The 14,379-nt window shown below is 73.3% G+C and carries 10 protein-coding genes; 5 read left to right on the plus strand and 5 right to left on the minus strand.

The window, feature by feature from the left end; all coding sequences use genetic code 11:
• Nucleotides 1-39: 39 nt before the first annotated feature.
• Nucleotides 40-393 carry a hypothetical protein gene (locus AC06E6_RS12765; RefSeq protein ID WP_240212532.1) on the plus strand — a complete coding sequence of 118 codons (354 nt, stop codon included), beginning with the start codon at nucleotides 40-42 and terminating at the stop codon, nucleotides 391-393.
• Here the strand turns inward: AC06E6_RS12765 and AC06E6_RS12770 are convergent.
• The 3 genes from AC06E6_RS12770 to mgtE all read right to left on the minus strand — a co-directional run bounded on the left by AC06E6_RS12770 (nucleotide 353) and on the right by mgtE (nucleotide 5,496).
• Nucleotides 353-1,081 carry an alpha/beta fold hydrolase gene (locus tag AC06E6_RS12770; protein WP_240212533.1) on the minus strand — a complete coding sequence of 243 codons (729 nt, stop codon included), beginning with the start codon at nucleotides 1,079-1,081 and terminating at the stop codon, nucleotides 353-355. The two genes, AC06E6_RS12765 and AC06E6_RS12770, sit on opposite strands and share 41 nt — an antisense overlap.
• A gap of 26 nt (nucleotides 1,082-1,107) precedes the next feature.
• Complete coding sequence (locus AC06E6_RS12775) at nucleotides 1,108-3,822, minus strand: bifunctional acetate--CoA ligase family protein/GNAT family N-acetyltransferase (protein ID WP_240212534.1); 2,715 nt, start codon at nucleotides 3,820-3,822, stop codon at nucleotides 1,108-1,110.
• Between the two features lie 303 nt (nucleotides 3,823-4,125).
• On the minus strand, nucleotides 4,126-5,496 hold the full coding sequence (mgtE, locus tag AC06E6_RS12780) for a magnesium transporter (RefSeq protein ID WP_104939913.1): 1,371 nt from the start codon (nucleotides 5,494-5,496) through the stop codon (nucleotides 4,126-4,128).
• Nucleotides 5,497-5,827: 331 nt separating this feature from the next.
• Between mgtE and AC06E6_RS12785 the strand changes: the two genes are divergently transcribed.
• Entirely contained in the window at nucleotides 5,828-7,648 is a 1,821-nt protein-coding gene (locus tag AC06E6_RS12785; RefSeq protein WP_161614635.1) for a monovalent cation:proton antiporter-2 (CPA2) family protein, read from the plus strand.
• A gap of 87 nt (nucleotides 7,649-7,735) precedes the next feature.
• On the opposite strand, the gene AC06E6_RS12790 is transcribed toward AC06E6_RS12785, so the two are convergent.
• On the minus strand, nucleotides 7,736-11,062 hold the full coding sequence (locus AC06E6_RS12790) for an ankyrin repeat domain-containing protein (RefSeq protein WP_240212535.1): 3,327 nt from the start codon (nucleotides 11,060-11,062) through the stop codon (nucleotides 7,736-7,738).
• Nucleotides 11,055-11,330, minus strand: a complete 276-nt coding sequence (locus AC06E6_RS12795; protein ID WP_240212536.1) for a YcgL domain-containing protein — start codon at nucleotides 11,328-11,330, stop codon at nucleotides 11,055-11,057. Before AC06E6_RS12795 ends, AC06E6_RS12790 begins: the two co-directional genes overlap by 8 nt.
• Nucleotides 11,331-11,553: 223 nt before the next feature.
• Between AC06E6_RS12795 and AC06E6_RS12800 the strand changes: the two genes are divergently transcribed.
• From AC06E6_RS12800 to AC06E6_RS12810, 3 genes are read left to right on the plus strand one after another with little or no spacing between them, the layout of a single operon-like run.
• Complete coding sequence (locus AC06E6_RS12800) at nucleotides 11,554-12,765, plus strand: beta-ketoacyl-[acyl-carrier-protein] synthase family protein (RefSeq protein WP_478061614.1); 1,212 nt, start codon at nucleotides 11,554-11,556, stop codon at nucleotides 12,763-12,765.
• A 5-nt stretch (nucleotides 12,766-12,770) separates the two neighbouring features.
• Nucleotides 12,771-13,559: a beta-ketoacyl synthase chain length factor gene (locus AC06E6_RS12805; RefSeq protein WP_240212537.1), complete on the plus strand. Its 789-nt coding sequence runs from the start codon at nucleotides 12,771-12,773 to the stop codon at nucleotides 13,557-13,559.
• A complete protein-coding gene (locus AC06E6_RS12810; RefSeq protein ID WP_240212538.1) occupies nucleotides 13,552-14,352 on the plus strand; it encodes a glycosyltransferase family 2 protein in 801 nt (266 codons plus the stop codon). Before AC06E6_RS12805 ends, AC06E6_RS12810 begins: the two co-directional genes overlap by 8 nt.
• The last annotated feature ends 27 nt before the right edge of the window (nucleotides 14,353-14,379 follow it).

Raw genomic sequence — 14,379 nt, forward strand, 5'->3', positions numbered from 1 at the left:
TCCGTGCCACAGGGGGCGGACCGCGAACGGAGACCGCTCATGCAGAACCCGCACGGTGCAGACCACCACGGCCTGGATGTGGACGCGGAGATGGCGTACTGGCGCAGCGTCCATGCCATCGGCCGGCTCGGCCGGCACGCGTTCGAGCAGTACCGGCGACTGCTGCAGATGGGCCTGGAGCTCTACCGGGCATGGCCGCACGCCAGCGAGGAGCAGCTCTACCGCGCGCTGCAGGACAGCTACCATCGCCATGCACCGGCGCTGGCGGTGCCCTGGGACGAGGCCCGCTGGCGGGTGCGCCACGCCTGGCACCACGCCCGCCAGGCGCAATCCCTGGATCAGGCGCGCCGCTTCAGCCCGGTGCCAGCAACCAGTCGCGCAGCGCCGCACTGACCTCATCGGGCTTTTCCATCGGCGCCAGGTGCCCGCAGCCGGGTAGCAGCAACAGCCGCGAGTGCGGCGCCAGCGCGTGCATTTCCTCGCTGACCGCCGGCGGTGTGATGCGGTCGTTGGCCCCGCACACGATCAGCAGCGGGTCGCGGTAGGCGGCCAGCACGTCGTGGCCATCGCGCCGTTCCAGTGCGCTCTGCCGCAGGAACACCGCCGCGCCCAGGCGCGTGGTCATGTCGCGCACGCGCCGCACCAGCGCCTCGTCGTGCAGGCGCGAGGCATCGATGTAGCTGCGCATCAGCCGGTCGCCGAAACCGTGGAAGGTGCCGGGCAGGCGCACGCTGGCCTGCTGCGCGCGGCGCTGCGCGGCGCGCTGCGGCGAATCGGCGTGGATCGAAGTACCGATCAGCGCCAGCCGCCCGACCCGCTGCGGGGCGACGCGCAGGATCTGCTGGGCGACGAAGCCGCCCAGCGAGAACCCGGCCAGCGCGAAGCGCGGCGGCGCCTGCGCCAGCACGTCGGCGGCCACCGCCTGCAGGGTCGTCCCGCGGGTCTGGTCGCCAACGATGCAGTCGGTGATGCCGGACAGGTCGGCGATCTGCGCGCGCCACAGCTCGGCGTCGTTGAGCAGGCCCGGCAGCAACAGCAGCGGGATCTTCCCGGGAGCATTCCCGGCGGCGGTGGTGTGCATGGCGCCTATTGTCGCGCCGCTGGCACTCAGCCGGTACCGTCACCCGTGGAATGCACCGGCAGGGTGACGTTCATGATCGCCGGGTCGTCGGGATCGGGCTTGACCTTGAAACCGAGCGTGCGGCACATCGCCAGCATGGTGCTGTTCTCGCGCAGCACCTGGCCCTCGACCACGTTCAGGCCCTGCCAGCCGGCGTACTCGATCATGATCTGCATCAGCTTCCAGCCGATGCCGTGGCCCTTGAGGTCGGAGCGGATCAGGATGCCGTACTCGCCGCGGTCGTAGTCGGCGTCGGCGTGCAGGCGCACCGCGCCGAGCATGTCGCCGCTCTTCGGGTCGATCGCCACCAGCGCGATCGAGCGGGCATAGTCGAGCTGGGTCAGGCGTGCGATGAACTCGTGGCTGAAATGCTTGACCGACTGGAAGAAGCGCAGGCGCAGGTCGTCGTCGGTGACGCGGGCGAAGAACGCGCGGAACAGCGCGTCGTCCTCCGGCCGCACCGGGCGCACGAAGGCGCGGGCACCGTCGGACAGTTCGATGTTGCGCTCCCATTCGGTCGGATACGGGAAGATCGCGAAGCGCGGATGGCCGCGGCCTTTGTGCAGGCGCCGCACCGGGGCGATGGCGATGCGTGCGTCCAGCGCCATCACCCCGTCGCGGTCGGCCAGCAGCGGGTTGAGGTCCAGGCCGCGGATCTCGGGGATGTCGGCGGCCAGCTGCGCCAGCTTGACCAGCACCAGCGCCACCGCGCGTTCGTCGGCGGCCGGCACGTCGCCGTACGCTTTGAGGATGCGCGAGACCCGGGTGCGGCCGATCACCTCGTGCGCCAGGCGCAGGTCCAGCGGCGGCAGCGCCAGGGTCTTGTCGTCGATCACTTCCACCGCGGTGCCGCCGCGGCCGAACACCAGCACCGGCCCGAACACCGGATCGTCGGCGATGCCGGCGATCAGTTCGCGCGCCTTGGGCCGCACCAGGGTCTGCTGCAGCAGCACGCCCTCGATGCGTGCCTGCGGGCGCAGTTCGCGCGCGCGCTGCAGGATCGAGGTCGCCGCCATGTGCACCGCCTGCAGCGTGCCCAGGTTCAGGCGCACGCCATCGACGTCGGACTTGTGCGGGATGTCCGGCGACAGCACCTTGACCGCCACGGTCGCGCCGCGCTCGAGCAGCGGCTGCGCCAGCTCCATCGCCTCGTGCGCGTCGCGCGCGACCATCACCGCCAGCGACGGGATGCCATAGGCCTGCAGCAGCGCGTGCGTGGCCACCGGGTCCAGCCACTGCTGGCCGCGCGCCAGCGCCGACTCCACCAGCGCGCGCGCGGCCGCCGCGTCCACCACGAAATCGGCCGGCAGGCTGGGCGGCGTCTCCATCAGCGCCGCCTGCGCCTGGCGGTAGCGCACCAGGTGCTGGAACCCGCGCACCGCCTCGGCCTCGCTGGGATAGGTGGGCACCCGCGCGGTATTGAGCGTGGCGGTGGCCTGCTCGTCGTTGCCCAGCCACACCGCGAACACCGGCTTGTCGCGCAGCTGCCGCGAGCGCAGCCCGAGGGTGCGGGTCAATGCCTGCGCCGCATCGGCCGACGAGGTGAACGCGGTGGGCACGTTGACCACCAGCAGCGCGTCGTTGGCCTCGTCGGCCAGCAGCGCCTCCACCGCCGCGGCGTAACGGTCGCCGCCGGCATCGACGATGATGTCCACCGGGTTGTCGCGCGACCAGCCCTGCGGCAGCGCCTGGTCCAGGTGCGCCACGGTCGCCGGCGACAACGCCGCCAGGGTGCCGCCCAGGGCCTGCAGCTGGTCCACCGCCAGCCGGCCGATGCCGCCGCCGTTGCTGAGGATCGCCAGCCGGTTGCCCGGAAACGTGCCGAGCCGGCCCAGGGTCTCGGCGGCGGTGAACAGTTCGTCGAGCGCGTTCACCCGCAGCAGGCCGGCGCGGTTGAACGCCGCCCCGTACACCGCATCGGATGCGGCCAGGGTCTGCGCGTGGGTCTCGGCGCGCGCCCCGGCGCTGCGCGGCTGGCGCCCGGACTTGACCACCACCACCGGCTTGGCGCGCGCCGCCGCGCGCGCGGCGGACATGAATTTGCGGGCGTCGCTGATCTGGTCGACGTAGAGCAGGATCGCGCGGGTACGGTAGTCGGCGGCGAAGTAGTCGAGCAGGTCGCCGAAATCCACGTCCAGCGCGTCGCCCAGCGACACCACCGCCGAGAACCCGATCGAACGTGCCACGCCCCACTCCACCAGCGCGGCGGCGATCGCGCTGGATTCGGAGATCAGCGCCAGGTCGCCGGCCTGCGGGGTGTGCGCGGCGATGGAGGCGTTGAGCCGCGCGTGCGGCGCGATCACCCCCAGGCAGTGCGGGCCGAGGATGCGCATGCCCTTCGGCCGCGCCGCCGCTTCCACCTGCGCGGCCAGCGAGCCGGGGCCGCGGCCGAGCCCGGCGGTGAGGATGATGGCCGCGGCCACCCCCAGCCCGGCGGCGGCGGCCACCACCTGCGGCACCATCGCCGCCGGCGTGGTCACCACCACCAGGTCCGGTATCCACGGCAGGTCCTTGAGCCGCTTGACCGTGCGCATGCCGTCGATCTCGGCGTGGCGCGGGTTGACCCAGCCGATCTGCCCGGCGAAGCCGCCCGCGCGCAGGTTGCGCACCACCGCGCGCCCGGCCGAGCGCTCGCGCGGGCTGCCGCCGACCACGGCCACGGAACGGGGACGGAACACGGTCTGCAGGTGGTAGGTGCTCATCGCGATGCCGGCAACGGGAACGCGGTCAAAGGTACACGCGTCGTGGTACCCGCGGCATGAGCACGATCAAGCGGCACGGTGCCCTGCGCGCCCGTCGCGACGGCAGGCGGCGGGGCACGCCGGGCCGTGCCGGCCGGGCGCACCGCGCCCCACGGGCGGCCATCGGCGGCGCGTGACGCCGGTGGGCAGCGCCTGGCGTCACCCAGGCGACGGCACCGGAGCCCTGCCCCGCGCCTGCCGTGGCAGCGCCGGCGGCGCCGACGCCGGCCACGTGCCGCGTGCGTGCCAACCGGCCCTTGCCCGCTACAGCAGCGTTCCGCCGAGGATCATCGCCGCGATGCTGAAGTAGATGACCAGCCCGGTGACGTCGACCAGGGTGGCCACGAACGGCGCCGACGCACTGGCCGGGTCGAAGCCCAGCCGCTTGAGCACGAACGGCAGCATCGACCCGGACAGCGAGCCGAAGGTGACGATGCCCACCAGCGCCGCGCCGATGGTCAGCGCCAGCAGCTTCCAGTGCGCGCCGTAGTCGTGCAGGCCGGTCAGTTGCCAGATGCTGATGCGGGCGATGGCCAGCAGGCCGAGGATGCCGCCCAGCACCGCGCCGGTCGGCAGTTCGCGCAGCGCCACCTTCCACCAGTCGCGCAGGCGCAGTTCATGCAGCGCCAGCGAGCGGATCAGCAGCGAGGTCGCCTGCGAACCCGAGTTGCCGCCCGAACTCATGATCAGCGGGATGAACAGGGTCAGCACCACCGCGCGCGCCAGTTCGTCCTCGTAGTGCTGCATGGCGCTGGCGGTGAGCATTTCGCCCAGGAACAACACGCTCAGCCAGCCGGCGCGCTTGCGGATCATGTCGAAGAACCCGATCTGCATGTACGGCCGGTCCAGCGCCTCGACGCCACCGAACTTGTGCACGTCCTCGGTGGATTCGTCGATCAGCGCGTCGAGGATGTCGTCCACGGTGACGATGCCCAGCATGCGCCGCTGCGCGTCCACCACCGGGATCGCCAGCAGGTCGTGGCGGCGGATCAGCTGCGCCACTTCCTCCTGGTCCAGCTCCGGGCCGACGCTCACCGGCGGGTTGACCTGGGCCACGTCGAGGATCGAGTCCGACGGCGCGCCGGTGATCAGCCGGCGCATGGTCACCACCTGCAGCAGCTGCGCGGTGCGCGGGTCGAGCACGTAGATCGCGTAGACCGTCTCGCGGCTGCGCTCGACCTCGCGGATGTGCTGCAGCGTGCGCGCCACGGTCCAGTCGGCGGGGACGCTGACGAACTCGGTGGTCATCAGTGCGCCGGCGGTGTTGGGCGGGTAGCTGAGCAGCAGCTGGATCGAGCGGCGCGCGGCCGGGTCGAGCAGCGGGATCAGCCGCGCGCGCTCGTCCTCGTCCAGCTCATGGACGATGTCGGTGGCGCGGTCGTCGGCCATCAGCCCCAGCAGCGCGGCGGCCCGGGCCGGCGGCATCGCCGCGACCAGCTCGCCGGCATGCTGCAGCTCCGGCGCTTCCAGCAGCTTGACCGCGCGCGGCAACGGCAATGCCGCCAGCACCGCGCCGGCTTCGGCCTGTTCGAGCTGGTTGAGATAGACCACCGCGTCGGCGGTGTTGAACCCGGCCAGGGGTGCGCCCAGGGCGCTGGCGTCCGCTGCCGGACGCAGGAGTTGCTTCTGGTTCATCGTGTTTCGCCTTGCCGACCGGGTCGGCTGCTGGGTTGCGGGCGCAACGCCGGCAGCGGCGAAACACCCACTCAGGCGTTGGCCGTCACCGACGTCGGACGAGATCGACTTGTACTGTCGCTGGGCATGGGTGGGACTCCGAAGGGTCGCCGCGACGGCAGGGGCCGGCGGCTGCGCGAGTCTGCGACCGGCGCGCGGCGCGGTCAAGCGGCGTGCCGTGAAATTTTCCAAGGCCGCGGGCGCGCGGTACTCTTTCGTACAGGCATCGGCATGCGCCCGCCCCGGCTGCCGCTCCGCCTTTCCCCTTCTCTATTCTCCGAGCGTGATCCCGATGCATGGCGGCGGTCTGGAACTGGCCCTGGTGCTGCTGTTGGCGGCGGTGATCGCCGTGCCGGTGTTCAAGCGCTTCGGGCTGGGCGCGGTGCTGGGCTATCTGGCCGCCGGCGTGGTGCTGGGCCCGCACGTGCTGGCGTTCGTGCACGACGCCGACCGCATCCTCAACGCCGCCGAGATCGGCGTGGTGATGCTGCTGTTCGTGATCGGGCTGGAGCTTTCGCCGTCGCGGCTGATGGTGATGCGGCGCACGGTGTTCGGCGGCGGCGCGCTGCAGGTGCTGGTCACCGCCGGGGTGCTCGGCGGGCTGTTGCTGCTGTACCACTTCCAGTGGAAGAGCGCGCTGGTGATCGGCACCGCGCTGGCGCTGTCCTCCACCGCGATCGGCCTGCAGCTGCTGTCCGAGCACAAGGCCCTGAACACCGACTACGGGCGGCTGGGCTTCGCCATCCTGCTGTTCCAGGACCTGGTCGCGATCCCGCTGCTGGCGGCGATTCCGCTGCTGGGCGGGATCCGCAACGAGACCCTGACCTGGCAGAACGTGGCCACCGCGGTCGGCGCGCTGGCCGTGGTGATCCTGCTGGGCCGGCCGGTGCTGCGCCACCTGTTCGGCATGGTCGCGCGCACGCGCATGCCCGAGGTGTTCACCGCCAGCGCGCTGCTGGTGGTGCTGGGCACCGCATGGCTGATGCAGAAGGCCGGGCTGAGCCCGAGCCTGGGCGCGTTCCTGGCCGGCGTGCTGCTGGCCGACTCCGAGTTCCGCCACGAGATCGAGTCGCAGATCGAGCCGTTCAAGGGCCTGCTGCTGGGGCTGTTCTTCATCGCCGTGGGCATGAGCATCGACCTGGCGCGGATCGCCGCCGAGCCGACCGTGATCGCGATCGGCGTCGGCGTGCTGCTGGCGGTGAAATTCGGGCTGCTGGTGCTGATCGGCCTGGCCGCGCGGATGCCGCTGCGCAGCGCGCTGATGCTGGGCAGCGTGCTGTGGCTGGGCGGCGAGTTCGCCTTCGTCGTGTTCAACGAGGCCGAGCGCGTCAACCTGCTGGGGCGCATCAACCACGACCGCCTGGTCGCCATCGTCAGCCTGTCGATGGCGCTGACCCCGCTGCTGATGATCGGGCTCAAGCAACTTGTGCGGCCGCGCGCCCCGAACCGGGGCCCGGAACGCGCGCCGGACAACCTGAACGAGGCCCAGGCGCAGCACCCGCAGGTGCTGATCGCGGGCATGGGCCGCTTCGGCCAGATCGTCGCGCGGCTGCTCACCGCGCAGCGCATCCCGTTCGTCGCGCTGGAAGCCGACCCGGGTACGGTGGAAGACCTGCGCCGCTTCGGCAACCATCTGTATTACGGCGATCCCACCCGGCCAGACCTGCTGCGCGCGGCCGGCGGCGACCAGATCCGGGTGTTCGTGATGGCCATGGACGACCCCGACACCAACCTGCGCGCGGTGCGCCTGGTGCGACGGCTGTACCCGCAGGCCAAGGTGCTGGCGCGCGCGCGCAACCGCCAGCACGCCTGGAAGCTGATGGACATGTCGGCCGAGCCGTTCCGCGAAGTGTTCGGGTCGAGCCTGGAGATCAGCGAACGGGTGCTCACCGCGCTGGGCATCGCCGAGAACACCGCGCGCGAGCACGTGCGCCGTTTCCGCGAGCATGACGAGAAGCTGCTCAAGGCCCAGCACCTGGTCTACGACGACGAGGCGGCGGTGATGCAGACCTCGCGCGATGCGCGCGCCGACCTGATGCAGCTGTTCGAGGCCGATGCCGGCGACGGCGAGGACGACGGGACGCCGGAGCGGCCGGCGACGAACCGCGAATGAGGCCCGCGCGCCGCGGCAGCGGCGACTGAAACCGCGGCGCGGCGGCCTGCGACAGCGGCGGCCGCCAGGGTCGCGGGCGGGCCGCGCTCAGCCGCGGTCGCGCAGGAACCGGGCCATCGACGACACCCCCGGCACCGCCGGCTCGAACTCGCCGGCGACGTCGATGAAGCCGCGCATGACCGCGATCTCGCGCGGGCTGCGGCCCAGCGCGTCGCGCAGGTCGGGGTCGGCGCCGGCGCGCAGCAGGCGCTGCACCAGCAACGGCAGGCCATGCAGCGCGGCCAGGTGCAGCGGGCCGAAGCCGCGCGGATCGCGCACGTCCAGCGCCACTTCTTCATCGAGCAGGCGTTCGACCGCGGCCAGCACCACCTGCTCGTCGCAGGCGGTGCCCGGCTCGGCGCGCGCGCCCAGCAGCAGCAGCAGCGGGGTGACCGTACCGGCCGAAGCCTGGTCCGGCTCGGCGCCGGCCAGCAGCAGGGTGTCGAGCAGCGCCAGCAGCCGGGTGCGGTCGCGCGCGGTGAACCCGTAGAGCGCGGCGCAGTGCAGCGGCGCCAGCTGCTGGTCGTCGCCGGCGTGCACGTCGGCGCCGGCGGTCAGCAGTTTGGCGGCGATGTCGGGCAAGCCGAGCGCGGCAGCCAGCATCAGCACGGTGACGCCGCCCGGCAGCCGGTGGTCGATGCGCGCGCCGGCGTCGAGCAGGGCGGTGACGATGGCCGCCTGGCGCATGCTCACCGCCGCCGACAGCGGCGTGGCGCCGCTGGCGGCCGCATGCTGCGGATCGGCGCCGCGCGCCAGCAGCAGGTCCACGGTGGCGACGTGGCCGCCACCGGCCGCGCGCAGCAGGCCGGTGCAGCCCTGCGCATCGACCGCATCCACCGGCAGGCCCAGTTCGATCAGCCGGCGCACGGCGTCGGCATCGCCGGCCATCGCCGCGGCCGGCACGTCGGCTTCGCGCAGCGGCCGCAGCGGCAGCGGCCAGCCGCGCCAGTCCAGCCAGTCGGCCAGGTCGCGGCGACCGCTGGACAGAGCCACGCCGAGCGGCGTCTGCCCGTCTGCGGCGCGCGCGTCCGGCGAGGCGCCCTGCATCACCAGCTGCTTCAGCGACGCCTCGCGTGCCAGCGCGGTGGCCAGGTGCAACGCGGTCATGCCGTGGCTGTCGCGCGCTTCGCGGTCCGCCCCGTGCACCAGCAGCCAGTGCTGCACCTTCAACCAGCCCAGGCGTACCGCCAGCGCCAGCGGCGGATCGCCGGCAGGCGAGCCGCCGAACGGATCGGCGCCGCGCTCCAGCAGCTCCAGTACGAACTGTTCGGTACCGCGCGAGCCCTGGTCGTGCTGCACGCAGGCGGCCAACAGGCGCCCCAGCCCACCGCGCCCGGCGGGCGAAACGCCGTGCCGCAGCAGCACCTGCAGCGTCGGGATGGCATCCACCCCGCGCGCCAGCAACGCGAACATCGGCGTGTCGCCGCAGGCGTCGAGCACTTCGGCATCGGCACCGTGGGCCAGCAGCCAGTCGACCACGCGCGGCTGCAGCGCCAGTTCCACGGCGTGCAGCAGGGTGCCCAGCTCGCGCGCCGAACACAGCCGCGCCAGCGGCGCCATGCCCTCGGTGTTGCCGAAGGCCAGCGCCTCGCGCAGCAGGGTCAGCGGCGGGCGGTCGTTGAGCGGCGGCGCCGCGGCGGCGCCATCGCCGGCGTCGGTGCCGGCCAGCGCGTCGCTGACCGCGGCGGGCAGCGGATAGGCCGGGTCCAGCAGCGAGACGATGCTCCAGCGCCCGGCCGCGGCCGCGTGGTCGATGGCGCGGCGGCCGTCGGCGGCGACCGCATCGGCGGCGATGCCCAGGTCCAGCAGGCGCCGCACCAGCGCCGCGGTCACGTTCTCCGCGCGGCAGGCCAGCAGCACCGCGTTGCAGCCCTCGCCATCGACCGCGGTGACATCGGGCTTGTGCGCGAGCAGGCGCTCGAGCACGCCGGCATGGCCATGCGCGGCAGCGTCCAGCCACGGCGTGCGGCCGGCGGCATCGCGCGGTTCGACATTGGCGCCGGCCGCGAGCAGCGCATCGACGATGTCGCCATGGCCGGCCGCGGCGGCCTCGTGCAGGGCGCTGCGGCGGCGGCGGTCGCGCGCGTCCAGCCGTGCCTTGTGCTTGAGCAGCAGCTGCACGCCGGCGGCATCGTCGTCTTCGGTGGCCGCGGCGGGAATGAGGACCGGCACGCCGTCGGCGGGCTCCACCTTGGCGCCGCGCTCGAGCAGGAACCGCGCCAGCCGCCAGTTGCCGGCCTGGCAGGCCACCGCCAGCGGACTGTGGCCGTCGTGGTTGAGCGCGTCGATCTCGGCCGCGGCATCGCGCAGCAGTGCGGCCACGCCGGGGTCGGAACTGCGCGCGGCATGGTGCAGCGGAGTGTTGCCGTCGGCGTCGGTGGCGCGCGGATCGGCGCCGTTGGCCAGCAGGGTCATCACCGCCTCGGGACGCCCGTGCCAGCTGTCGCGGGTGGCCGCCAGCAGCGGGGTCATGCCGCGATGGGCCAGGTTCACGTCCACGCCGCGGCCGATCAGCGCGCGCAGCAGGCGCAGGTCGGGCAGCACCGCGGCCAGCACCACCAGGCTGCGCTGGTCGCGCGAATCGGCCGGCGGCGGCGCATGCGGATCGGCGCCGGCGTCGAGCAGCTGCAGGGCGCGGTCCACGCGTCCGGCGCGCGCGGCCTCGTACAGCTGCGGCACCCATTCGTGCTGCGCCATCGGCTCCAGCGGCGCCGGTTCGGCCAGGGCCTCGGCGAACGGATCGAACGCCGGCGTCGCCATCGCCGGCGCGGCCGCTGGCGCCGCGGGCAACGCCTGCAGCGCAGCGTGCAGCAACGGCGAAAGGAGCACGGTGGCGATGGCCAGCGGCCAGCGCAGGCCGTCGCCGAGCAGACCCGGCCAGGCCGGCGCCACCACCGCCGCGCACAGCAGGCACAGCAGCAGCGCCGCGCCGATGCCGTGCCACGAATCCATGGCGCGCGCGGACAACGCCTGGGCCTGCGCGCGCAGGGTGCCGCCTTCGCGCTCCAGCGCCTGCCACAGCGGCCAGGTGCGCCACAGCGCCGCCACCGCGATGCTCAGCGCCACGCACAGTGCCAGCACCGCCTGCAGGCTGCCGCTGTCGTGCAGCGCCGCCAATGGCCAGGACACCAGCAGCGCCAGCAGCCCGGTGCCCGCGGCCCAGACCACAAGCAGCCCCGGCAGGTCGTGCCGCGGCAGCGCGGCCAGCGGCGCGGTGGCGCGCGTGCGCCGCCACCACGACACCGCCAGCGCGAACGCCGGCTGCGCCAGCAGGCCGCACACGGCGGCCGGCAGGCCACCGAACGCGGTGGCGAGCGCGAGCAACCCGCCGAGCGCCAGCGCGCCGAGGGCACGGCTGCGGCGGGCGTCAGTCATCGCGGCCGTCGATGCGGGCGATCTTCACCGGCGCCAGGGGCTGCGGCGGCAACTGCAGGTGGAAGCCGTGCGTGACCAGGTTGGCGCGCACGAGCGCGGCGTCGGCCTGGGCCAGCCGCCGTTCCGGGGTCAGCGCGACTTCCAGCACGAACGCGAACGGTGCCAGGGTGGCGCCGAGCGTGGCCGGGATCGCGTCGAAGTCGTCGCGCTTGGCAAGGTAGACGTAGGTGTCCGGCTTGCGTTGGCTTTTGTAGACGTAGGCTTGCATGCCCGCGGGCGTTGCCCTGCTTGGGAATGCAGGAGATTGTGTCGGAAACCCGACGCCGGTGAAAGGCATTGCCGTACGCAGCCGTCCGCGGCTTTGCCGGAGCTTCATTCATTTTCATCAAGAAATGCGCACGCCATCACCCTGCCGGGACGCCGTACGGTGGACGGGCACCCCGATATACTCGCGCCCCGCCCCATGTCCGGAAGACCGCGTGACCGCCGCAATGCCACCGCGCCTGCTCCCGCTGAACATCCTCGCGCACAGCGCCACCACCGCGCTGGGCGCGGGACTGGATGCGCAGCGCCAGGCGCTGGCGCACGGTCGCAGCGGCCTGCGCCGCAACGACTTCGGCAACGACCCGCTGGACTGCTGGATCGGCCGCGTCGACGGCGTGGAGGACGTGACGCTGCCGCCGGCGCTGGCCGGCTTCGACTGCCGCAACAACGCGCTGGCATGGCTGGCGCTGCAGCAGGACGGCCTGCTCGACGCGGTGGCCGCGGTTGTCGCCCGCCACGGCGCGCACCGCGTGGCGGTGGTGATGGGCACCTCCACCTCGGCCATCGGCGCCACCGAAGCGGCATATGCGCGGCTGCACACCGATGAAGCGGGCGTGGCGCATTTCCCGCCGGAGCTGCAGCGCCCGCGCATCCACACCCCGCACGCGCTCGGCGATTTCGTCCGCGCCGCCACCGGGCTCGGCGGCCCGTGCGTGACCGTGGCCACCGCCTGTTCGTCGAGCGCCAAGGTGTTCGCGCAGGCCGCGCGGCTGATCCATGCCGGCTTCGCCGATGCCGCCCTGGTCGGCGGCGTCGATACCCTGTGCGGCAGCGTGCTGTTCGGTTTCCATTCGCTGCAGCTGGTCGCCACGGCGCCCTGCCAGCCGTTCGACGCGCGCCGCAGCGGGCTGTCGCTGGGCGAGGCCGGCGGCTATGCGGTGCTGGAACGCGCCGACGCCGGCCCGGAGACCGCGCTGCAGCTGGGCGGCTACGGCGAATCCAGCGACGCCCACCACATGTCGGCGCCGCATCCGCAGGGGCTGGGCGCGCGCCTGGCGATGCGCCAGGCGCTGCACAGCGCCGGGCTCGAGCCCGCGCAGCTGGGCTACCTCAACCTGCACGGCACCTCGACCCCGGCCAACGACGGCATCGAGGCCGCCGCGGTGGCGGCGCTGTTCCCACCGTCGCTGCATGCCAGCTCGACCAAGGGCTGGACCGGCCACACCCTGGGCGCGGCCGGCATCGTCGAGTCGGTGTTCGCGCTGCTGGCCTTGTCCGACGGGCTGCTGCCGGGCACGCTCAACAGCACGGTTCCCGACCCGGCCTGCGGACCGCAGATCCGGTTCGACAATGCGCGGGCGGATATCCGCCACGCGATGAACAACTCTTTCGGCTTCGGCGGCAACAACTGCTCGCTGGTATTCAGTAAGGTGGGATGAGGGGCATGCGCGAGGCGGTCGTCGAAGGCATCGGATTCTGGGGCAGCGGGCTGCCCGACTGGGACGCGGCGTGCGCCTGGGCGCGGGGCGGCGTGCATCCAGCGCAGGTGCCGGCGCGCCCGGCCCCGCTGCTGCTGGCCGCCAACGAGCGCCGCCGCGCGCCGGCCACGGTGGCGGTGGCGCTGGAAGCCGCGCTCGCCGCCTGCGAGGCGGCCGGGCGCGAGGCAGCGACGCTGCCGTCGGTGTTCGCGTCCACCCATGGCGAAATGTCGATCAGCGACTACATGTGCACCACGCTGGCCAGCGACCCGCGCGCGGTGTCGCCCACCCGCTTCCACAACTCGGTGCACAACGCCGCCGCCGGCTACTGGACGATCGGCACCGGCGCGCATGTACCGGCCACCGCGATCAGCGCCGGCCGCGGCAGTTTCGCGCAGGGCCTGATCGAAGCGATGGCGCAGCTGGCCGCCGGCAGCGAGGCGGTGCTGCTGGTCGCCTACGACGGCCCGGCCTGTGGCCCGCTCGGCGAAATGGCCCCCAGCGAGGGCCTGCTGGGCGTCGCCCTGGTGCTGTCGAACAGCCCCTGCGCCGGGCTGCCGACGCTGCGCGTGGCGATGGCCACCGGCAGCGGCGACGGCAGTGCCGACGCGCCCGGGCCGTTGACCCGGCTGCTGGCCGGCAACGCGATGCAGCCGGCGCTGCCGCTGCTCGAAGCGCTGGCGCTGGAGCGCCCCCAGGTGCTGCTGCCGGCCGGGCCGGAACAATGGCTGCAGGTCGGGATCGGCCATGGCTGAGCAACGCATGCTGGGCCCGGATGACGTGGCGGTGGTGATCCCCGCCCTGAACGAAGCGCTGCGCATCCGCGAGGTCGTGAGCGGCGCGCTTGCGTTCTGCCCGCACGTGATCGTGGTCGACGACGGCTCCGACGACGGGACCGTGGACTGCATCGCCGACCTGCCGGTCACCGTGCTGCGCCATGCGCGGCGCAGCGGCAAGGGCCAGGCGCTGCGCAGCGGCTTCGCCGAAGCCGTGCGGCGCGGCCTGCGCGGGGTGCTGACCATGGACGGCGACGGCCAGCACGCGGCCGCCGACCTGCCGCGGCTGCTGGCCTGCGCCAACCGCCACCCCGGCTGCATCGTCATCGGCGCGCGGCTGCGCAAGCGCGCCTCGCAGCCGCTGCTGCGGCGCCTGGCCAACGAGTTCGGCGACTGGGGCGTGGCCTGGGGTACGCACTACCAGGTGGCCGACAGCCAGAGCGGCCAGCGTTTCTACCCGGCCGCGGTGATCGCCATGCGCGACATTCCCGGCGAGGATTTCGTGTTCGAGGCGCAGGTGCTGATCTCGGCGGCGCGGCAGCTCGGCACGCGCTGCGTGTCGGTGCCGATCGAATCGCGCTACCGCAGCGCCGACCGCGACGAGTGCTTCCGCCCCAGCCACTTCCGCCCGCTGCGCGACCTGACCCGGATCACCGTGCACATCGTGCGGCTGGCGCTGCGCCATGGCGACGTGCGCAGGGTCCACCGCCGCATCCGCGCCAACCCGCCACTGATCGACGACGGCGCGGGCGGGCAAGCGCAGCCGCGGTGAAGCCGGTCCAGCGGCTGCACCTGCGCG

This window comes from Stenotrophomonas sp. Steno-Z10-HUANG, from assembly GCF_056393075.1.